This is a genomic window from Cobetia amphilecti (genome assembly GCF_032923285.1).
Classification (GTDB): Bacteria; Pseudomonadota; Gammaproteobacteria; order Pseudomonadales; family Halomonadaceae; genus Cobetia; species Cobetia amphilecti.
This window is the reverse complement of sequence record NZ_CP136695.1, coordinates 3,204,837-3,226,508: the sequence shown is the minus strand read 5'-3', so window position 1 is coordinate 3,226,508 and position 21,672 is coordinate 3,204,837. Positions and strand designations below refer to the sequence as shown.

At 62.8% G+C, this 21,672-nt stretch carries 18 protein-coding genes; 16 read left to right on the top strand and 2 right to left on the bottom strand.

Features of this window, described 5'->3' with window-relative positions:
- Positions 1–297 precede the first annotated feature (297 nt).
- From galE to ihfA, 15 genes are all read left to right on the top strand, one after another.
- A complete protein-coding gene (galE, locus tag R1T44_RS13760) occupies positions 298–1,320 on the top strand; it encodes a UDP-glucose 4-epimerase GalE (RefSeq protein ID WP_043337279.1) in 1,023 nt (340 codons plus the stop codon).
- A gap of 215 nt (positions 1,321–1,535) precedes the next feature.
- On the top strand, positions 1,536–2,363 hold the full coding sequence (gene cysQ, locus R1T44_RS13755) for a 3'(2'),5'-bisphosphate nucleotidase CysQ (protein WP_107336293.1): 828 nt from the start codon (positions 1,536–1,538) through the stop codon (positions 2,361–2,363).
- 79 nt (positions 2,364–2,442) lie between these two features.
- Positions 2,443–4,293 carry a phosphoethanolamine transferase gene (locus R1T44_RS13750; protein ID WP_284726851.1) on the top strand — a complete coding sequence of 617 codons (1,851 nt, stop codon included), beginning with the start codon at positions 2,443–2,445 and terminating at the stop codon, positions 4,291–4,293.
- A gap of 1 nt (position 4,294) precedes the next feature.
- Positions 4,295–5,647 (top strand): UDP-glucose dehydrogenase family protein, encoded by a 1,353-nt coding sequence (locus R1T44_RS13745; protein ID WP_153636266.1) that lies wholly within the window; start codon positions 4,295–4,297, stop codon positions 5,645–5,647.
- Positions 5,644–6,777, top strand: coding sequence for a glycosyltransferase family 4 protein (locus tag R1T44_RS13740; protein WP_284726850.1), 1,134 nt, complete (start codon positions 5,644–5,646; stop codon positions 6,775–6,777). Before R1T44_RS13745 ends, R1T44_RS13740 begins: the two co-directional genes overlap by 4 nt.
- A gap of 231 nt (positions 6,778–7,008) precedes the next feature.
- Entirely contained in the window at positions 7,009–7,521 is a 513-nt protein-coding gene (locus R1T44_RS13735; RefSeq protein WP_317292241.1) for a DUF2489 domain-containing protein, read from the top strand.
- A 20-nt stretch (positions 7,522–7,541) separates the two neighbouring features.
- Positions 7,542–8,696, top strand: coding sequence for an amidohydrolase (locus R1T44_RS13730; protein WP_284726848.1), 1,155 nt, complete (start codon positions 7,542–7,544; stop codon positions 8,694–8,696).
- Between the two features lie 277 nt (positions 8,697–8,973).
- Positions 8,974–9,849 (top strand): OmpA family protein, encoded by an 876-nt coding sequence (locus R1T44_RS13725; RefSeq protein ID WP_043335655.1) that lies wholly within the window; start codon positions 8,974–8,976, stop codon positions 9,847–9,849.
- Positions 9,850–10,187: 338 nt separating this feature from the next.
- A complete protein-coding gene (gene thrS, locus R1T44_RS13720; RefSeq protein WP_043335653.1) occupies positions 10,188–12,086 on the top strand; it encodes a threonine--tRNA ligase in 1,899 nt (632 codons plus the stop codon).
- 34 nt (positions 12,087–12,120) lie between these two features.
- Positions 12,121–12,660: a translation initiation factor IF-3 gene (gene infC / locus R1T44_RS13715; RefSeq protein ID WP_082388253.1), complete on the top strand. Its 540-nt coding sequence runs from the start codon at positions 12,121–12,123 to the stop codon at positions 12,658–12,660.
- A gap of 100 nt (positions 12,661–12,760) precedes the next feature.
- Positions 12,761–12,955 carry a 50S ribosomal protein L35 gene (gene rpmI / locus R1T44_RS13710; RefSeq protein WP_043335648.1) on the top strand — a complete coding sequence of 65 codons (195 nt, stop codon included), beginning with the start codon at positions 12,761–12,763 and terminating at the stop codon, positions 12,953–12,955.
- 45 nt (positions 12,956–13,000) lie between these two features.
- A complete protein-coding gene (gene rplT, locus R1T44_RS13705) occupies positions 13,001–13,354 on the top strand; it encodes a 50S ribosomal protein L20 (protein ID WP_043335644.1) in 354 nt (117 codons plus the stop codon).
- Between the two features lie 358 nt (positions 13,355–13,712).
- Positions 13,713–14,732 (top strand): phenylalanine--tRNA ligase subunit alpha, encoded by a 1,020-nt coding sequence (pheS, locus tag R1T44_RS13700; RefSeq protein ID WP_317292240.1) that lies wholly within the window; start codon positions 13,713–13,715, stop codon positions 14,730–14,732.
- A gap of 56 nt (positions 14,733–14,788) precedes the next feature.
- Complete coding sequence (gene pheT, locus R1T44_RS13695; RefSeq protein WP_317292239.1) at positions 14,789–17,173, top strand: phenylalanine--tRNA ligase subunit beta; 2,385 nt, start codon at positions 14,789–14,791, stop codon at positions 17,171–17,173.
- Positions 17,174–17,199: 26 nt separating this feature from the next.
- Complete coding sequence (ihfA, locus tag R1T44_RS13690; RefSeq protein WP_317292238.1) at positions 17,200–17,565, top strand: integration host factor subunit alpha; 366 nt, start codon at positions 17,200–17,202, stop codon at positions 17,563–17,565.
- A 124-nt stretch (positions 17,566–17,689) separates the two neighbouring features.
- Here ihfA and R1T44_RS13685 read toward each other — a convergent pair whose 3' ends face one another.
- Both R1T44_RS13685 and R1T44_RS13680 read right to left on the bottom strand, forming a co-directional pair.
- Positions 17,690–19,084: a TrkH family potassium uptake protein gene (locus R1T44_RS13685; RefSeq protein ID WP_317292237.1), complete on the bottom strand. Its 1,395-nt coding sequence runs from the start codon at positions 19,082–19,084 to the stop codon at positions 17,690–17,692.
- On the bottom strand, positions 19,081–19,734 hold the full coding sequence (locus tag R1T44_RS13680; protein WP_043335637.1) for a potassium channel family protein: 654 nt from the start codon (positions 19,732–19,734) through the stop codon (positions 19,081–19,083). Before R1T44_RS13680 ends, R1T44_RS13685 begins: the two co-directional genes overlap by 4 nt.
- Before the next feature lie 448 nt (positions 19,735–20,182).
- Here R1T44_RS13680 and R1T44_RS13675 point away from each other — a divergent pair, with 448 nt between their 5' ends.
- Complete coding sequence (locus R1T44_RS13675) at positions 20,183–21,646, top strand: sodium-dependent transporter (RefSeq protein WP_317292236.1); 1,464 nt, start codon at positions 20,183–20,185, stop codon at positions 21,644–21,646.
- Positions 21,647–21,672 lie beyond the last annotated feature (26 nt).

Here is a 21,672-nt window from a genome sequence, read left to right as displayed (position 1 = left end):
GCCATTGTCTCAGCATTGCGGCGCGGCTCAATAGCCTTCATTACCTGTTTTGAAACTCCGGCAAGTGAAACCTTGACGCCGCGCAAGCGCGACGCTTGATCCGAGGCGCTCACACCTCGGGCCAGGCCCTGCGTGACGCCATCTTGCACGGGTCAGGTTGCTGTCTGGCGACAGACGCTGTCGTTGGCTGTGGACTTGTGAGCGCAAGGGCTGGAAGGTAGGGTTAGCAGCCATGAACAGGGCCAGCGCAGGACAACTGCGTGGCCCACTGTCGCGTTACTTTCACAAGGAAGATGATTGATGATTCTGGTCACGGGTGGTGCAGGCTACATCGGCTCTCATACGGTATTGGCGCTCATGGAGGCCGGCCATCAGGTGCTGGTGCTGGACAACCTGTCCAATGCCAGTGAAGCCTCTCTTGCGCGTGTGGCGACGCTTGCCGGACGCGAAGTGCCGTTCGTCGAAGGGGATATCCGCAACGGTGCGCTGCTCGACAGCCTGTTCGAGCGTCACGATATCGAGGCCGTGGTCCACTTTGCCGGGCTCAAGGCGGTCGGCGAGAGCGTCGCCAAGCCGCTGGCCTACTACGACAACAACGTCAACGGCACTCTGGTGCTGTGTGATGCCATGGCGCGTGCCGGCGTCAAGCGTATCGTGTTCTCTTCCTCCGCCACCGTGTATGGCGATCCGGCCTCCACGCCGATCCGTGAAGACTTCCCGACCTCCGCGACCAACCCCTACGGCCGCTCCAAGCTGATGGTGGAGGAAGTGCTGCGTGACCTGGCCGTCGCGGATGACAGCTGGCGCATCGCGCTGCTGCGCTACTTCAATCCGGTGGGCGCTCATGAGTCCGGCACCATCGGCGAAGACCCCAATGGCATCCCCAACAACCTGGTGCCGTATATCAGCCAGGTCGCCGTGGGCCGCCTCGAGGAACTGGCCGTGTTCGGTGATGACTACCCGACGCCGGATGGCACCGGGGTGCGCGATTACATCCACGTCGTCGACCTGGCCGATGGCCACCTCAAGGCGCTGGACTACCTGGCCGGTGATGCGCGGGATGGCGTTCACACCTACAACCTGGGCACCGGGACCGGCTACAGCGTGCTGGACATGGTCAAGGCGTTCGAGAAGGCCAGCGGTCGTCCGGTGCCGTATCGCATCGCACCGCGTCGTGCCGGTGATATCGCCGAGTGCTGGGCGGAGCCGGACAAGGCCTTCAGCGAGCTCAAGTGGAAGGCCGAGCTGGGTCTCGACCGCATGATGGCCGACAGCTGGCGTTGGCAGTCACGCAACCCCAACGGCTATCGCAGTGCCTGAAAACTGACGCTGCAGGGTCAGTGCGCCTGAGTTGACCGAGCTTGAGTTTACCGAGCTTGAGTTGACCAAGCTTGAATTGACCGAGCTTGAGTTGACGGCGCTTGTGTGAAGACCTCTCGAAGCGGTCGCGGGCAGCATCCGCGGCCGCTTTTGCGTATGATGACGGCGGGCCGAAGGGCCCGTGTCGACTCCTTCGAATTCTCTGCGAGACCCCCATGACCCAGTCTGATGTCACCCTCGATCTTGAACTGCTGACGGCCATTGAACAGCTTTGCCGTGAAGCGGGGCAGGCGATACTCGCCGTTGCCCGTGGGGGAGAGCTCGGCACGCGTGCCAAGGCGGATGACAGCCCCGTGACGGCGGCGGATATGGCGGCGCATCATGTGCTGGTCGAGGGGCTGGCCCGCCTGACGCCGCAGATTCCGGTGCTCTCGGAGGAGAGCGACAAGGCCGATATCGCGGCGCGGCGTGACTGGCAGACCTTCTGGCTGGTCGACCCGCTGGATGGCACGCGTGAATTCGTCACCGGCAGCGGTGAATACACCGTCAACGTGGCACTGATCCAGGGTTCGCGCAGCGTGCTGGGCGTGGTGGATGCGCCGGTGCTGGAGACGACCTGGAGCGGGCTCGCCGGTGTGGGGGCCTTCCGGGAAGACGCCACCGGGCGTGTCGCGATCACGGTCAGCCCGGAGCCTGAGGTATTGAGAGTCGTGGCCAGCAAGTCGCATCTCGATGCGCGCACGGCGGCGCTGATCGAGCGACTGACACCGGTGGAGAACGTCAGCTGTGGCAGCTCGCTCAAGTTCTGTCGCATCGCGGAAGGCAATGCGGATCTCTATCCGCGCTACGCGCCGACCAGCGAGTGGGACACCGCGGCGGCCCAGGCCGTGCTGGAAGCGGCCGGCGGCCAGGTCTTCGATGCCGAGTCATTGCCCGCACAGCCGCGTCGTCTGGACTACAACGCCCGCGATACGCTGGTGAATCCCTTCTTCATCGCCTGTGGCCAAGCGGATGGTCGCTGGCGCCAGGCGCTGGACGTCTGAGGGTGGCCGGGGCTCGACGGCTCGTGCATCTGCTGGCTCGCCTAAGGGCTGAAGCGTTCATGCCGTTGCGGGGACGTTCATGAAGGGCCTGCTGCAGCGCCTCGTCCGTCGCCTGTTTGCGCGCAGCGATCAGGCGAGCAAGCGGGCCGGGGTGATCTCCGCCATCACGCTGGCCCTGCTGGCGAGTCTGGTGCCGTTGATCTATCACGGCCTGCTCGAGGGCGGCCTGATCCTGCTCGGCAATCTGTTGCTGTGGCCGTGTCTGCTGGCGGCGCTGCATCGTCCGCGCTGGCGTTGGCCGGCGCTGGGGCTGATGGCGGCGCTGGGCGTCAATCTCTCCGCAAGTGTGGTCAGCGCCGTCTATTACGATTCCCGCTATGGGCTGGCCTTTGCGCTCAGCTCGCTGGATACCAGCCGCAGCGAATCGATGGCGATGCTGTTCAAGTTCCCGCTGGCCCTGATCGTTCCGCTGGGATTCTTCCTGCTGGCGCTGTCACTGGGCAATCGCTTCGGGGCGGGGCTGGCTCGCGCCCGGCTGGGTGGGCGCAGCGGAATCGCCTTCGTGCTCTGGATGCTGATGCTGCTGGCCGGTAGCTGGCAGTGGGGGCGGGCCAGCGTGCCGTTGGCCATCACGACGCTGTCGGTCTCGCCGGGCTGGAACCTGGCCACCACCTCGCATGCCTGGTGGGAGAAGGAGCGCTACAAGGCGCTGATGGCGGATGACTATGATTTCGGTGGCGTCTCGCGCAGCCCCGAGGTGTCGGATGATGCCGTCTTCGTCCTGATCATCGGCGAATCCCAGCGCCGCGATCAGCTGTCGCTGTATGGCTATTCCCGCGCCACGACGCCGAATCTCGATGCGCGTCGCGACGAGCTGGTGGTCTTCGATCAGGCCATCGCGCCGGCGCCACAGACCGTGCTGGCGGTACCGATGCTGGCCAGCCTGACCGACCCGCGAACCTTCTCGCCGCGCTACCTGGACGCCAATCTGATCTCGCTGGCCAATCAGGCCGGCTATCATACCGAGTGGCTGTCGCGCCAGGGGCTCGATATCACCTCCGAGCGCACCTGGATCACCGCCATCGCCCAGCGTGCCGATGTCGCTCGCACCATCATGACCGACTATGACGATGGCTTGCTGGATGCGCTTGATGAGGCGTTGGCGCGCGAGGTCGAGGGGCCGCGGCTGATCGTGCTGCATCTCTACGGCAGTCACCCGCCGGCCAGCCTGCAGTACCCGGATTCACTGCGCTATTTCCTGACCCCGGACAGCCGCTCACCGCTGACCGATGCCTACGATGACAGCATCCGCTTCACGGATCAGGTGATCGAGGGCGTCTTCCAGCGCCTCGAAGGGCGACCCGCTGGCGTGCTCTATCTATCGGACCACGGCCTCGAGCATGACCCGCTCAGTGACGCCTATGTGCATGGTGGTGATCGCCCCAGTCAGGCGCCGTACCGTATTCCGCTGTGGCTGTGGCAGACGGGGCAGGCGCCCAATCCCGCGCGCGAGCTGACGCGCCTGCGTTCGCACGCCGATGAGCCTTTCGCCAGTTTTGACCTGCCCTATCTGGCCAGCGACTGGCTGGGTATCCGCTTCTCCGGTGACAAGCCGTGCCTGTCGCCCTGGGCGGTCTGCTATCAGCCGCGTGGGCGTCATCCGGTGCTGGACCAGCTAGGGCGATTGAACTTCTATGAAGCCCTGCCGTCGGACTTTCTTTCCCGACCTCTCGCGCCGGGTGCCGAAGAGCTCGAGGAAGCGGTCGAGGCGACCACCGAGCTGCTGGAGCGCCCGGAGTTCATGTCCGGGCAGGGCGCGAAACGCGACGGGCAAGCCCCACAACCGGATTCCCGCGTGACGCCGTCAGAGGATTCATCGGCGTTCACCTTGTCACCTGCTTCATTACCTTCAGAAACCCTCAAGGACTGACATGAAAATCACTGTCTTCGGAACAGGCTACGTAGGCCTGGTGACTGGCACCTGTCTGGCCGATGTCGGCCATGACGTGATCTGCATGGACGTTGATGCGGCCAAGATCGATGGCCTCAAGCAAGGCGAGATCCCCATCTTCGAGCCGGGGCTGGAGAGCATGGTGCTGCGCAATGTCGAGGCCGGCCGTCTCAACTTCACCACTGACGCCCGTCAGGCCGTCGAGCATGGCGTGCTGCAGTTCATCGCCGTGGGCACACCGCCGGACGAGGACGGCAGCGCCGACCTCAAGTACGTGCTTGCGGTGGCTGGCACCATCGGCGAGCACATGAATGACTACAAGGTCATCATCGACAAGTCCACCGTGCCGGTGGGCACGGCAGACCGCGTCACGGCGCGAGTCGCCGAAGTGCTCGCCGAGCGCGGCGAAAGTGTCGACTTCGATGTCTGTTCCAACCCGGAATTTCTCAAGGAAGGCGCGGCGCTGGAGGACTTCACGCGTGGCGCGCGCATCGTGGTCGGCACCGATTCCGAGAAGGTGCGTGAGCGCATGCGCGAATGCTACGCGCCCTACAACCGCAACCATGAAAAGCTGATGTTCATGGATGTGCGCGCCGCCGAGCTGACCAAGTACGCCGCCAACGCCATGCTGGCGACCAAGATCAGCTTCATGAACGAGATTTCCAATCTGGCCGAGCGTCTCGGCGCGGACATCGAGGAAGTACGTCGTGGCATCGGCAGTGACCCGCGTATCGGCTACCACTTCATCTATCCCGGTTGTGGCTATGGCGGTTCCTGCTTCCCGAAGGATGTCCAGGCATTGGCGCGTACTGCCAGTCAGGTCGGCTATGACGCCGAGCTGCTGACCGCTGTCGAGTCGGTCAACAAGCGCCAGAAGGTCACGCTGTTCGACAAGCTGTCGCGGGCCTTCGATGGCGACCTCAAGGGCAAGACCATCGCCGTCTGGGGTCTGGCCTTCAAGCCCAACACCGATGACATGCGCGACGCGCCGAGCCGCACGCTGATGGAAGCGCTGTGGGCCGCTGGCGCGACCGTGCAGGCCTATGACCCGGAAGCGATGAAGGAATGCCGCCGCATCTACGGCGAGCGCGACGACTTGGTGCTGGTCGCGGATCGTCAGCAGGCGGTCAAGGGCGCCGATGCACTGGTGGTGTGCACCGAGTGGAAGGAATTCCGTACCCTGGATGGCGAGTGGCTCAAGGCGCAGCTTGGTTTCCCGGTGGTGGTCGATGGCCGCAACCTGTTCGAGCCCGCCGCCATGAAGGCCGCCGGCCTGATGTACTACGCGGTCGGTCGCGGTGACTCCATGCGTCGTGTGCAGGAGGCGTCGTGAGCACTGGTGCAGGCAAGCTGGCCGCGATCGCCATTCGTCAGGTCGAGAAGAACACCGGTGCCAGCCGCAATGCCTTCGAGCAGGCGGATGCGTTGCGCGCGCTGGGCTATCGCGTGGTGATTCTCGCCGAGCGCGGCAAGCCTGAACTGGCTCGCGCCCACGGCGCGGAGCTGGTGCGCCTGTGGCGGTGGCCCTTCAAGGGGGCGTATCGACGTTTCTGGTTCAATCGCCGTGTTCAGGCCTGGGCCAGCCGTCATGCGCCCGACCTGCTGATCAGTCATGGTGACTGCGAAAGCCCGGATACCGTCTATCTGCACAATTGCGTGCACCTTGCCTCGCAGTGCATCCATGGCCGTGAGCTGCCTCGCGACCACGAAGTGGCGGCGATTCATGATCACGTGCTCAAGGGTGGCAAGTTCCGTCAGGTCGCGGTCAATTCGCGCATGATGGGCGAGGATCTGATGGCGCGCTACGGTATCGTGCCTGAGCGGATCGAGATCAGCTACCCGGGCTATGACCCGGTGCAATTCACGGTCGAGCGTGCGCGCGCAGGGCGCACCGCCCAGCGTGAGGCATTGGGCGTGGCCGAAGATGAGCTGCTGGTCGGTCTGGTGTCATCCGGCAACTTCACCAAGCGCAACGTGGCCGGGTTCGTGGCGATGGCGGCGCTGATGGAGCAGGCCTCACCGGGCCGCTATCGCTTCCTGGTGGTAGGCAAGGATGATGCCGCGCCTTACCAGCAGCAGGCCAGGGAGGCGGGCATCGCCGAGCGCATGATCTGGCGCTCGACCATTCCCGAGGTCGAGACGCTCTATGGTGCGCTGGACCTGTTCGTGATGCCGGCCCATATCGAGGAGTTCGGGCGTGTCGCGCTGGAGGCGATGGCCTGTGGTGCGCCGGTGCTGCTCAATGCGCGGGTTGGCTCGGCTGAGCTGCTCGATGACTACCCTGAGCTGGTCATGGCGGCAGAGTCCACGCCACAGCAGTGGGCCGAGCGCTGCACCCATCTGCTCGAGAGCGACACGCAGGCGCTGAGCACTGCGTTGGCCAGCCTGGCACGCAATTACTCGCATCAGGCGCAGAATCTCAAGCTCAAGGCCAGCTTCGAGGCCTTGATGGCGGGGCGGTGAAGATCTGCGCTGACAGATTGATCGCTCGCGTGCCGGACGAAGCATGAGTGCGACAGAGAAAAGCGTGCAAGAGTGAATGACACGACTGGCCCCGTATCCCTGATGCGGGGCCTTTTGTTGACGCAAGGCGTGGGCGAGGGTGGGCTACGTGGTCATCGGTCGCAGTGCCCCGCCTTGGGTGTCGCGTGCGCAGTCCCTATACTCATGGCTTGTTTACCGCAGGAGAAAGGCATGTCCCTGACTATCAGCATCATTCTGGCCGTCATCGCGATCATCATCATCGCGGGATTGGCGTTCTATGCCCTCAAGCTGCGCCGCGAGGTCAAGGTGCGTGAGGCGCGTCGTGAGCAAGAGCTCATCCAGGCGCGCGCCAACTGCCTGGAAAGCCTCGAAGCCATCGCACGCGCCATGCAGGCCGGGCAGGTCGACATGGTGGAAGGCGGTCTGCGCTGCAAGGTGTTGATCGAGATTCTCGATACCAGGCTGGCCGAAGATGACGTGCTCTCGGTCTTCGGTGTCCTGCATGGGCGGGTCTCACACCTGCACACCCATTCGGCGCGCAAGGAGCTGTCGCCGCGTGAGCGCCTTGCCGAAGACAAGGAGCGCATCGCCGTCGAGGAAGCGCTGGCGGAGCCGCTGCAGCTGGCGGCGAGTCGCGTGCTGAGCAACATGGAGTTCTGGCATCAGCATTACCTGGGGTGCAAGCGTCCCGCTTCGCCAGCAGATCTGGGGCAGGCCGTCTGATGAGTCTTCACGAGGCAGGCATGAACACGACACTTTCCTTGCTGGGCACGCCGCTGGCCGAGCTGCGTCACGCCCTGCACCGCTCACCGGAACTCTCCGGACAGGAAGCCGCCACGGCGGCCTGCATCGCCGGCTGGATGGAGGAGGCCGGCGCCGAGGTGGTCAGCGGGCTGGGTGGGCATGGTCTGGCCGCCATCTTCCGCGGCGCCGAGCCAGGCCCGCGCGTCATGCTGCGCTGTGAGCTGGATGCGCTGCCCATCGATGAGGCACCACGCGGCGACTGGTCCTCCTGTCACCCGCATGTCGGGCACCTGTGTGGCCATGACGGCCACATGAGCTGGATGCTGGGCGTGGCGCAGCGCCTGGCGGCGTCTCCGGTCGCCAGGGGCGAGGTGGTGTTGCTGTTCCAGCCCGCCGAGGAAACCGGCGAAGGCGCGCGCGCCGTCGTGCGCAGCAAGGCCTTTGCCGCGCTCAAGCCGGACTATCTCTATTCGTGCCACAACCTGCCGGGGCGCCCCCTCGGGGAAGTCAGCGTGCGCGACCATGCCTTCACCTGTGCCTCACGCGGCATGATCGTGCGGCTCTCCGGGCTCTGTGCACATGCGGCCCACCCGGAAAATGGTCGCAGCCCGGCGATGGCCATGTGTCGCATTATGCAAGGCCTGTCGCGTCTGCCGTTGCAATTTGCCGATGAGACCGGACTTGCGATGGTGACCCTGATTCATGCGCGCCTGGGCGAGGTCGCGTTCGGCACCTCACCGGGCGACGCCGAGGTGATGGTCACCCTGCGCACCGAGAGCGATGACATGATGAAGGCGCTGGCCGAAGCGGCGGTGTCACTGGCGCGCAGCGAGGCGGAAGAAGACCGTCTGGGCATCGATGTGGACTGGTGTGACACCTTCGATGCGACCTGGAATTCGCCTGAAGCGAACGACATGATTCGTCGCGTGGCACGACAGCAAGAGCTTGATTGCGTGGAACTTCCTCAGGCACATCGCTGGTCCGAGGACTTTGGCGTGCTGGCACGTGATTGCCACGCCGCCATGTTCACATTTGGCGCAGGTGAGGAAATGCCGGGGCTTCACCACCCCGATTACGATTTTCCTGATACGCTGTTGGCGCCCGGCGTCGAGATTTTCGAGGGGCTGGTTCGCCAGCACCTTGAAAGAGAGTAAAACAGGGGTTTTACAGCGTCGCCATTCTGATACAGTTAGTGTCAAAGTTTTTCGACGTTGCAAAAAACACTGTTTTCCTTCACCGTATGCCTGAGGATCGGTACCGTTTTCAAGGGAAACAGACCCGATCAGAGCTGGAAGGACGCACCTGCATGTGCTTTCTTCTTAAAGGAAGATTTGAATAAAATTCCTTTCATCGTAACGAGTTCGGCTCTTATACTGAGTCGATACGTAACACCCTCGTTACATATTGCGCTGTGTTAAGAAGGAGTCTTACATGAAAAGATCTACGACTGGCCTGGTTCTGGGTTCTGCATTGGTTGTTGGCCTGTCTGGCTGCGCAAGCTCTGCTTCCCAGTCTTCATCTGCTGAGAAGCCCTGGTACAGCCAGCCGTTCGTCTGCGGTCTGGCCGGTGGCCTGATCGGTGGCGGGATTGGTTACGGCGTCTCTGGCGACAGCGACGAAGACACCGGCGCTTCTCTGGGTGCTGTCGGCGGCGCGACTGCTGGTGCACTGCTGTGTGCTGACGATGCTCCGAAGTCCATGGACGACGATGGCGACGGCGTGCCGAACGATCGTGACGAATGCCCGGGTACTCCGGCTGGCGTCGCTGTCGATGCGAAAGGCTGCCCGCTGGACACCGACGGTGACGGCGTTGCTGACTACAAGGACCAGTGCCCGGGTACTCCGGCCGGCGTCACTGTTGACGCGAAAGGCTGCCCGCTCGATTCCGACGGTGACGGCGTGCCGGACTACCAGGACCAGTGCCCGAACACCCCGGCCGGCGCCAAGGTCAATGCACTGGGTTGCGTCGCTGACCTCGTCCTGCGTGACGTGAACTTCGAGTTCGACTCCGCCAAGCTGACTGCCAACGCTGAGAAAGTGCTGAACGGTGTGGCGGCCAAGCTGGTCTCCAACGAGAACGTCCGCGTTCGCGTCGAAGGTCACACTGACTCCGTGGGTTCTGACTCCTACAACAAGCAGCTGTCCCAGAAGCGTGCTGACTCCGTGAAGGCCTACCTGGCTTCCGAAGGTGTTGGCGCCAACCGTATCCAGACTGTGGGCTACGGTGAAGAGCAGCCGGTCGCCAGCAACGATACCGCTGCAGGCCGTGCCGAAAACCGTCGTGTCGAGCTTGCTGAAGTCAAGTAAGCCGAACGCGGTAAGCTGAATCAGACGGGGCGCCTCAGGGCGCCCCGTCTGCGTTCGTGTCGTGCATGGTCTTCAGTGGCTCAAGCGTATCTTTACGACTTTTGAACGGGCTGCTAAGGTCTTGCCTCGCTCATGTTCCCGCGTTATGTGTCCACACCCTGACTGGTCGCTCGATCATCATGGGGCAGTGGGCGGCGCCCCAGGCATTGTAGGCCGGGGTCAGTAGCGTGAGGGGCGTGATCGTCATTGCCCCCATTTCGAGCCGACGCCCCGTGTTCGGCCAAATTCGCTTCACGTGACCCTTGGTAAGGGCCACCACTGAACGCAAGGAATTCTTCATGCCTATCGTTACTCTGCCTGACGGCAGCCAGCGTACCTTCGATACCCCGATTTCCGTGATGCAGCTGGCCGAGTCCATCGGTCCCGGTCTTGCCAAGGCCTGTGTGGCCGGCAAGATCAATGGCGTCGAGGTCGATGCCGCTGACATGATCACCGAAGACGCCAACGTCGCCATTCTCACGGCGCGTGATGCGGAAGGCCTGGACGTGATTCGTCACTCCTGCGCGCATCTGATCGGTCATGCCGTCAAGCAGCTCTACCCGGAGGCCAAGATGGCCATCGGCCCGGTCATCGATGACGGTTTCTACTACGACATCGACTTTGGCCGCTCGGTCACCCCGGAAGATCTCGAGACCATCGAGAAGCGCATGAAGCAGCTGATCGACAGCGAGTACGATGTGGTGCGTGAGTATGTCTCGCGTGACCAGGCCATGGCCGCTTTCGAGAAGCGCGATGAGCCGTACAAGCAGGAGATCATCGAGGGCATCGGCGAAGGCGACACCATCCGCCTTTACCACCACGAAGAATACACCGACATGTGCCGCGGCCCGCACGTGCCGAATACCCGTCACCTCAAGCACTTCCAGCTGCTCAAGTTGGCCGGTGCCTACTGGCGTGGTGATTCCACCAAGCCGATGCTGACCCGCATCTATGGCACCGCCTGGCCGGACAAGAAGCAGCTCAAGGCCTACCTCAAGCGTCTCGAGGAAGCCGAGAAGCGCGATCACCGCAAGCTGGCCAAGAAGCTGGACCTCTTCCATATGCAGGAAGAAGCGCCGGGCATGGTGTTCTGGCACCCGAATGGCTGGACCATGTATCAGGTGCTCGAGCAGTACATGCGTCGTATCCAGCGTGCCAATGGCTACCAGGAGATCAAGACGCCGCAGGTGGTCGATCTTTCTCTGTGGAAGAAGTCCGGGCACTGGGGACATTACAACGAGCTGATGTTCACCACCGAGTCCGAGAAGCGTGAGTACGCGGTCAAGCCGATGAACTGCCCGTGTCACGTCCAGGTCTTCAATCAGGGCCTGAAGAGCTACCGTGACCTGCCGCTGCGTCTGGCCGAGTTCGGCTCCTGCCACCGCAACGAGCCGTCCGGCTCTCTGCATGGTCTGATGCGCGTGCGTGGCTTCACCCAGGATGACGCCCACATCTTCTGTACCGAGAATCAGGTCGAGTCCGAGGCCGAGGACTTCATCCGTCTGACGCTGGAAGTCTACCGTCAGTTCGGCTTCGAAGACGTCGAGCTGAAGCTCTCCACCCGTCCGGAATCCTTCATCGGTGAGCCGGAAGCGTGGGACAAGGCCGAAGCCGGCCTGCAGGCAGCACTGGATGCGACTGGCCTGCCGTGGGAGCTGCAGCCGGGTGAGGGTGCCTTCTATGGACCAAAGATTGAATTCTCTCTGCGAGATTGTCTGAATCGTGTCTGGCAGTGTGGTACTCTACAGCTCGACTTCAATCTGCCTGAGCGTCTCAGTGCCCAGTTTGTCGATGAAAGTGGAGAGCGTCGCATGCCGGTCATGTTGCACCGCGCGATTCTCGGCTCCTTCGAGCGCTTCCTCGGCATCCTGATCGAGCACCACGCAGGCGCGATGCCATTCTGGCTCGCCCCGGAGCAGGTTGTCGTAATGAATATCACGGATTCCCAGGCAGAATATGCCAAGGATCTGGTCTCCCGCCTCGAGAAACATGACATCCGTGTCAAAGCAGACTTGAGGAACGAGAAGATCGGCTTTAAAATCCGTGAGCATACTCTGCAGAAGGTTCCTTACCTCATCGTCGTTGGCGACAAGGAAGTGGAAGCTGATGCAGTAGCTGTCAGAACCCGCTCCGGTGAAGACCTCGGCACCATGAAAGTTTCAGAATTCATGGAACGCCTGAAGGAAGAACAGGTCTGACAGTAACGAATTTCAGCCAAACGGAGACGCAACGATCAAGCGGAATAATCAGCGCGGACGCCCCCAGGAAAAGCGGGCTCCCATCAATGACCGTATTCGTGCGGACGAAGTCCGCCTCATCGACGCAGATGGCGAGCAGGTTGGCGTAGTGTCAACCAAAGATGCGCTTGTCAAGGCCGAAGAGGCAGGGCTCGACCTCGTCCAGATTTCCAATGCCGACCCCATCGTCTGCAAGATCATGGATTACGGCAAGTTTCTTTTCGACGAGAAGAAACAGAAGAATCTGCAGAAGAAGAAGCAGAAACAGATCCAGGTCAAGGAAGTTAAATTCCGTCCTGGTACCGATGAAGGCGATTATCAGGTCAAGCTACGCAACCTGACTCGCTTCATCGAAGGCGGAGACAAGGGTAAGGTAACCTTGCGCTTCCGTGGTCGCGAAATGGCGCACCAGGACATCGGCCGCAAGCTGATGGAACGGATCGCCGGCGACCTCTCGGAGCTCGTGACCGTCGAGTCCTTCCCGAAAATGGAAGGCCGTCAGATGATCATGATTCTCGCGCCGAAAAAGAAGTGATCCATAGGCAGTAAAACGGACACATCAGGGGCACGCCTGCGGGCGTGGCTCTTTTTGTCGGCCCTGGATTTTCTCAAGAAACCGAGCGGAGTTAATACTCATGCCGAAGATCAAGACTAACCGCGGCGCTGCCAAGCGCTTCAAGAAGACTGCCAACGGCTTCAAGCACAAGCAGTCCTTCCGTAGCCACATCCTGACCAAGAAGTCGACCAAGCGTAAGCGTCAGCTGCGTGGCATGAAGCAGGTTCACGCTGCAGACAAGGCGCTGATCCAGCGCATGCTGCCGAACCTGTAAGCCGTCCTTACCTCGGTCCAACTTTCTTAATATCAGGAGTACGCTATGTCCCGCGTCAAGCGTGGCGTCGTCGCACGTCGCCGTCACAAGAAGATCATGAAGCAGGCCAAGGGTTACTACGGAGCGCGTTCACGCGTCTTCCGCGTAGCCAAGCAGGCTGTCATCAAGGCCGGTCAGTACGCTTACCGTGACCGTCGTGTCCGCAAGCGTCAGTTCCGTGCCCTGTGGATCGCGCGTATCAACGCTGCGGCCCGCATCAATGGCATGTCCTACAGCCGCTTCATCGCTGGCCTGAAGAAGGCCAATATCGAGATCGACCGCAAGGTCCTCGCCGATATCGCGGTTCACGAAAAAGCTGCCTTTGCTGCCATCGTCGAGAAGGCCAAGGCTGCTCAGTAAGTGACCGGATCAGATGTCGCCCAGACCCGGCGAGCCGCTCAGGTGGCGAATCGGGCCGTGACTGTCGAATGCTTGCATTGGACAACTCAGGCGGTATCGAGATGACGTGTTACGTCACAGGGGAAGAGCAGCCGCTCTTCCCCTGTTTTTGTTTGGCCTGCCGTCAGAGAAACGGCGGTGGGTCAGCAGCGACATGAACGGGATTGGCCGCGTTGTGGGCCGGTCTCTGGCAAGGGCGCGATCGTCTGTGTGACTCACCGCAGGCGGAGCGCTCTCCCTGCCGACCTTCGGGTCGGCGCGACTTCCATTGGTGGCGGACATTGCCGCGCCAGTGACTCAAGCGATCGGAGCTGAACGGATGGAACATCTTTCCACCCTGGTGGACGAAGCACGCACCGCGATCCAGGCGGCCGAAGACGTCCAGACCCTCGACGAGGTACGGGTACGTTTTCTCGGCAAGAAGGGCGAGATCACCGCACTGCTCAAGGGCCTCGGCAAGTTGTCCCCCGACGAGCGTCCCAAGGCCGGTGAGACCATCAACGAAGCCAAGCAGCTGCTGAGTGGCGAGTTGGATGCACGTCGCAATACGCTGGAAACGGCGGCGCTCAATGCGCGTCTTGCCGCCGAGCGCGTCGATGTGACCCTGCCGGGCCGTGGTGAGCCGGTAGGCGGCCTGCACCCGGTCACCCGCACGCTTGAGCGTATCGAAAGCTTCTTCTCGCACATCGGCTACGGTGTCGCAGAAGGGCCGGAAATCGAAGATGACCATCACAACTTCGAAGCGCTGAACATCCCGTCGCACCACCCGGCGCGCGCGATGCATGACACCTTCTATTTCGATGCCACGCGTCTTCTGCGCACTCACACCTCACCGGTGCAGGTACGCAGCATGAAGGCCAGTGAGCCGCCGCTGCGCATCGTCTGCCCGGGCCGCGTCTATCGCTGCGACTCCGATCTGACCCATACCCCGATGTTCCATCAGGTCGAGGGTCTGCTGGTCGACGAGAATGTCAGCTTCGCCGACCTCAAGGGCACCGTCGAAGAATTCCTGCATGCCTTCTTCGAGCGTGATGACCTGGAAGTCCGCTTCCGTCCGTCCTACTTCCCGTTCACCGAACCGTCCGCTGAAGTCGATATCCAGTGCGTGATGTGTGCCGGTGACGGCTGTCGTGTCTGCTCCCACACCGGCTGGCTCGAGGCGATGGGGTGCGGCATGGTGCATCCGGAAGTCTTCCGTCACTCCGGTATCGATAGCGAGCGCTTCCGTGGCTTCGCCTTCGGCATGGGCGTGGAGCGTCTGGCGATGCTGCGTTACGGCGTCAACGACCTGCGGTTGTTCTTCGAGAACGACCTGCGTTTCCTTCGCCAGTTCAGCTAGGCACTCATTCACGTATCGCGCCTTGAGGGCGTGAACTTACGGAACAGGACAGCAAGATGAAATTTTCCGAACAGTGGCTGCGTGAGTGGGTGTCGCCGGAACTGAACACCCAGCAGCTTGCCGATCAGGTCACCATGGCCGGTCTGGAAGTCGATGGTATCGAACCGGTCGCCGGTGAGTTCACCGGTGTAGTCGTGGCCGAGGTCAAGGACAAGCAACCGCACCCGGAGGCTGATCGCCTCAATGTCTGCCAGGTGGATGATGGCAGCGGTGCGCTGGTGCAGGTCGTCTGTGGCGCGCCGAATGTCGCCGCTGGCCAGAAGGTGCTCTTCGCTCAGGTCGGCGCCAAGCTGCCGGGCGACTTCAAGATTCGCAAGGCCAAGCTGCGCGGTGTCGAATCCCGCGGCATGATCTGTGGTGCCTCCGAGCTGGGCCTGGAAGCCGAAGCCTCCGACGGCATCATGGTGCTGGCCGCGGACGCGCCGGTGGGCCGTGATGCACGTGACTTCCTGAATCTTGACGACAACGCCATCGAGGTCGATCTGACCCCGAACCGCGGCGACTGCCTGAGCGTCAAGGGTCTGGCGCGCGAAGTCGGCGTGCTCAACCGTCTCGCTGTCACGGCGCCGAGCATCGAGCCGGTCGCCGCCCAGATCGACGATACCTTCCCGGTCACCGTCAGCGCGCCAGAGGCGTGCCCGCGCTATCTGGGGCGTGTCGTGCGTGACGTCAATGTCGCCGCGACCTCGCCGCTGTGGCTCGAGGAGCGTCTGCGTCGCAGTGGCATCCGCAGCATCGACCCCGTCGTCGACGTCACCAACTACGTGCTGCTCGAACTCGGCCAGCCGATGCACGCCTTCGATCTGGCACGCCTGAACGGTGGCATCGAGGTGCGCATGGCAGCCGCTGAAGAGCCGCTGACGCTGCTCGACGGTCAAGAAGTCGCGCTACGTGACGACACCCTGGTCATCGCCGACGAGAAGGGCCCGCTGGCCATCGCTGGCGTGATGGGCGGCGAAGGCAGTGGCGTGAACGCCGAGACGCGCGACATCTTCTTCGAGTCGGCCTTCTTCGCGCCGTTGAGCGTCGCTGGCAAGGCGCGCAGCTACGGCCTGCACACCGACAGCTCGCATCGTTTCGAGCGTGGTGTGGACGCGCAGCTGCAGCGTGATGCCATCGAGCGCGCGACGGCCCTGCTGCTCGAGATCACCGGCGGCAAGCCGGGTCCGATCATCGAGGTCGCCAGCGACGCAGCGCTGCCCAAGGCCGCCGTCGTCAGCCTGAGCGGCGCCAGTGTCGAGCGCACGCTGGGCATGGCGCTGCCGGATGACGAGATCGTCGAGATTCTCGAGCGTCTGGGCATGCAGGTCGCCGCGAATGGCGATAGCCAATGGCAGGTGACGGTGCCGAGCTGGCGTTTCGATGTCAGCATCGAGGCTGACCTGATCGAAGAGCTGGCGCGCATCCATGGCTACAACAATCTGCCGGTCAGCCGCCCGAACGCGCGTCTGGCGCCGGCCGTGGCCAATGAGACCACCCAGCCGCTGACCAGCCTGCGTCGTCAGCTGGTGGCGCGGGGCTATCAGGAAGCGATCAGCTACAGCTTCGTCGCCCCTGAGCTGCAGAAGACGCTGGACCCGCAAGGGGTGGCGCCGGCACTGGCCAACCCGATTTCCAGCGACATGGCCGTGATGCGCAGCTCACTGCTGCCGGGGCTGGTCAAGGCGCTGAGCCACAACCTCAATCGTCAGCAGTCGCGCGTGCGCCTGTTCGAGACCGGGCTTGTGTTCCGTGGTGAGCTGGACTCCCTCGAGCAGACGCCGATGATCGGCGGCCTGATCACCGGTGCACGTCTGCCGGAAGGCTGGAATGGCGGTCGTGACAAGGTCGACTTCTTCGATCTCAAGGGCGATGTCGAGGCACTGCTGGCACTGGGCGGCAATCTGGATGCCTGGCGCTTCGAAGCCGCCGAGCATCCGGCACTGCACCCGGGCCAGTGCGCTCAGCTGTTCTTCAATGGCGAGCCGGCGGGCTGGATGGGTGCCCTGCACCCGGCGGCGCGCGCCGAGCTTGGCCTGAAGGTCGAGGTGTTCGTGTTCGAGATCACGCTGGCCTCTGCCTGCGCAGGCCGTCTGCCGCGCTTCGCGCCGCTCTCCAAGTATCCGGAAGTGCGTCGTGACCTGGCCTTCGTGGTCGAAGAGGGCGTTCACGTGCAGTCGCTGCTCGACGCCATCCGCTCGCAAGCCGGTGAATGGCTGACGGACCTGCGCCTGTTTGACGTCTATCAGGGGCAGGGGGTAGCCGATGGTCACAAGTCGCTCGCCCTGGGCTTGACCTGGCAGCATCCTTCGCGCACGCTGAATGATGAGGAAATCAATCAGTTAGTCGATGCGATCGTCACCGATGGCCACACACGTTTCGGGGCGGCGCTGAGAGCATGAGTCGCCACTTGAACGAGGGAGCGGACATGGGAGCGTTGACCAAGGCGGAACTTGCCGAGCATCTGCACGCAGAACTCGGCATGTCCAAGCGCGAAGCCAAGTCGATGGTAGAGGTATTCTTCGACGAGATTCGCGGTTGCCTGCGGGAAAATGAACAGGTGAAGCTGTCCGGTTTCGGCAACTTCGATCTACGTGACAAGCGCGAACGTCCGGGGCGCAATCCCAAGACAGGCGAGGAGATTCCGATCTCCGCGCGTCGCGTGGTGACATTCCGCCCAGGTCAGAAGCTCAAGGCCCGAGTGGATGAGTACGACGGCGAGACGCACGCACATCAGCGTCTTGAAGAGCATGATGACCACGATGACCACGATGATCATGATGATGATCACTGAGGTCATTGCCTGACCTCACCCGCCGCTCCCTGAGCGGGTGACCATGCTCACGAAAGCCCCGACGCCCAGCGTCGGGGCTTTCGTCGTTCTGAGGCGTCGTTTCTTGTGTTATCGCTGTGCGTCTTCAGCCGATCGAGAGCTCGGTGCGCGCATAGCTGATGCCGGGGCGGCTGCGGGTCGCCAGCAGGTAGCCGAGGGCGAGTGGCCCGGTGCGGCCCAGCAGCATGGTCGCGATGATCAGCAATTGCCCGCCGGGCGAGAGCTCGGGCGTCAGGCCGTGGCTCAGGCCGACGGTGCCGAAGGCCGAGACGGTCTCGAAGGCCAGCGACAGGAAGGCGTGGTCCGGGTCGGTGATGGTCAGGCCGAACAGCATGCTGAAGATCAGCAGCATCGCCGCCGGTGCCACGGCGATCGACTTGAAAACGGTGTCATCGCCGATGCGGCGGCCATGCAGGGTGGGGGAGGGCTCGCTGCGCAGGAAGGCGCGTGTGGTCAGCAGCAGCACCACGAAGGTGGTCAGCTTGATGCCGCTGGCCGTCGAGCCGCTGCCGCCGCCGATGAACATCAGCGCCATGGTCCACAGGGTCGAGGCTTGTGTCATCTCGGCGGAATCGATGACGCTGAACCCGGCGGTGCGCGGTGTGATGGCCATGAAGGCAGCGGCGAGCAGGCGTTCGCCGTGACTGGCCATGGCGCCCAGCGTGCCGGGGTTGCGCCATTCAAGCGCCAGTATCACCACCAGACTCAGCAGGTTGAGCGCCACGGTGGCTTCGATCACCAGGCGTGTCTGCACCGAGAAGCGTGACGGCTGCAGCAATACGCGCCAGCCATGTTGGCGCCGCCGCTCGCGCAGCTCGCCGATGACGGCAAAGCCGATGCCGCCGGTCATGAACAGAATGCCGATTACGCCGCTGGTCAGGGGGTTGGCCGCCTCGCGCATCAGGCTGTCCGGCCACAGGGTGAAGCCGGCATTGTTGAAGGCCGAGACCGAGTGGAAGAGGCTCAGCCAGAGGCCCTCCTGCCAGCCGTACTCGGGCACCCAGTCCAACGCCAGCAAGGAGGCGCCTGCCAGCTCGAGCGTCAGCGCAAAGGCGGTGATGATCTTGAGCAGGCGGCCTATCTCGCGTGAGCTGCTGCGATTGAGCGCTTCGCGCAGCAGGCTGGTCTGATGCATCGGCAGGCGCTGACCCAGCATCACCAGTGACAGGGCGGCGATGGTCATGAAGCCGAGGCCGCCGAGCTGGATCAGTATCAGCACGACGGTCTGGCCCGCGAGGGTGAAGTCGCTGAGCGGCGTGACGGAGAGTCCGGTGACCGTGACGGCAGAGGTTGCGGTGAACAGCGCCGACAGCCAGCTCAAGCCCTGCTGATGCATGCCGGGCAGTTTCAGCAGGCAGGCGCCCAGCATGCCGAGGCCCAGAAAGCCGCTCAGCAGAATCTCCGGCGGCGACAGATGGATGATGGGCCCGCGTGGGCTGCGGGTCAGGGGGCGGAGATAGCGCCGGTAGCGCTGCCTCATAGATGCGCTCCCAGCTTGCGCAGCGCGCTCAGCTCGCCGATCAGGACCAGGTGGTCGCCGGCGGCCAATCGCGTGCTGCCGGAGGGTTGGCGATCGAGAGTCTTGCCCTTGCGCAGCGCGATCACGCTGATGTCGTCATCGATGGGCAGCTGATCGAGCTGCTGGCAGTCATCGCCCAGTCGTGCGCTGACCTCCAGCTCGACCACGAACTGGTGATCGCCGAGATGGATGAAGTCGACCATGGCATGGTAGGCGAGGCTTTCCGCAACGCGCACGCCCAGGTCGTACTCCGGATGCACGATGTGATCGACACCCAGACGACTGAGTAGCTTGTGGTGTGCATCCGAGGTGGCCTTGACCCACAGCTCCCTGGCGCCGAGCTCCTTGGCCAGCAGCGCGCAGATCAGGCTCTGTTCCATCGAGTCGGCCAGATCGATCAAGACGGCGTCGTACTGCTCAAGCCCCAGCTCCTGCAGGGCATGTTCATCGGTGGGGTCCGCGATCACGGCTTGATTGAGCAGGTCTGCCACGGCATTGAGGCGCTTCTCATCGGCATCCACGCCGAGCACTTCATGGTCATGGCGCCTGAGCTCCCGCGCGACGGTGCTGCCGAAATAGCCCAGTCCGATAACCGCGAATTGACGATGCATGACGACTCCTTGTCTGCGCTGCTGGGTGAGACCAGACGCTCTTTGTCCAGAAGCCCTCTGGCCAGGCACTCTCAGGCCTAGCACTCTCTGGCCCAGCCCTCTCTAGCCAGAGCGTTCTGGTCTGCGTCTCTTGAATGAGCCTACTCCAGTGATGCGGTGATGTCGGGTCCTTTTGCGGCGCGGTGCGTCTCAGGCGAGGTTGCTTGTCAGGCCTGGGAGGCAGACATCGTTTCAAATGTTACCAATTTGAAGCATCTAATGTAGAGTGATTGCCGTCGTGTGGTGATGGCGTTTTCGCAGAGGAATTCTGAGGGAATCGTGGTGATTTTCGATGGGAATCGCGGACGAACCTGCTTCATATCAGTAAAATGGTCTGTGTGAGCACCCAAGGCGGCCAGGCGTTGCGTCGATCACCACTGGCTCACAACAATAACTCGTAAGGTATTCCATGACGGCAAGACAGCAACCCAAGAATCTCTGGATCAGTCGCTGGGGCTTCATCCTTGCAGCTACCGGTTCCGCGGTAGGGCTGGGCAATATCTGGAAGTTTCCCTATATCACCGGTGAGTACGGCGGAGGCGCCTTCGTGCTGGTGTATCTGGCCTGCATTCTCGCCGTGGGCGTACCCGTGATGATGGCGGAGATCGCCTTCGGGCGGCGCGGGCGCGGCAGCCCCATCGAGGCGATTGCCAATCTGGCGCGTGAGGCGGGGGCCAGTCCGTTGTGGAAGGTCTTCGGCTGGATCGCGATGCTGGCCGGCTTCATGATCCTGTCGTTCTATGTCGTGGTGGCGGGGTGGTCGTTCAGTTACCTGTGGAAGATGGCCAGTGGCGCGTTGTCCGGACACAGCGTCGCGGAGCTGGGCGCCATCTTCGAGGCCGGCAACGCCAACCCCTGGGCGCTGGGTGGCTGGGCCACGCTGGTGACGGTGGTGACGATGCTGATCGTCGGGCGAGGGGTGCAGGAAGGCGTCGAGAAGAGCGTGCGCTGGATGATGCCGGGCATGGTGATCATGCTGCTGATCATGATCGGCTATGCCCTGACCTCGGGCAACTTCTCGGCAGGCTTCCACTTCCTGTTCGATTTCGATGTCACGCGCTTGAGCAGTGAAGGGGTGCTGGCCGCGCTGGGGCATGCCTTCTTTACCCTGTCGCTGGCCTCCGGTGCCATCCTCACTTACGGCTCCTACCTGCCGTCGGGCACTTCCATCGCCCGCACCACCTTCACGGTGGCGATCGCCGATACCCTGGTGGCGCTGATGGCGGGACTGGCGATCTTCCCGATCATCTTCGCCAATGGCATGGACCCGTCCTCCGGGCCGGGGCTGATCTTCATGAGTCTGCCGGTGGCCTTCAATCAGATGCCCTTCGGGCAGCTGTTCGGGGTGCTGTTCTTCGCCATGCTCTCGATCGCCGCCCTGACCTCCGCCATCTCGATGATCGAGGCGACTGTGGCCTGGCTGAGCGAGAACCGCAACATGAGCCGCATCAAGGCCTCATGGCTGGCTGGCAGCGTGCTGTGGCTGGTGGCGATGTTCGCGATGCTGTCGTTCAATCGCGGCGCGGATTGGACACTGGCCGGCAAGCACTTCTTCGACTGGCTCGATTACCTGACCTCGCGCTGGATGATGCCGATCGGTGGCATCGCCATGGCGCTGCTGGCCGGGTTCGTCTTCAAGAGCAGCATGCTGCGCGATGAGCTGAATCTGAGCGATGCCGGCTATCGTCTGTGGCTGTTCATGATTCGCTATGTCAGCCCGGTCTGCATCCTGGCGATCTTCGTCGATGCCCTGGGTGTCGCAGAGCTGTCATTCGGCGACTGGCCGTATTTCGTGGCCGTCATCCTGGCTGCCTGTCTCGTGGGTGAGCTGCTCTCGCCACGCCTGCGCGAGCGTGCCGCCGAGCAGGGCTGATATGATCGCTGGCATCAGTTCGATAG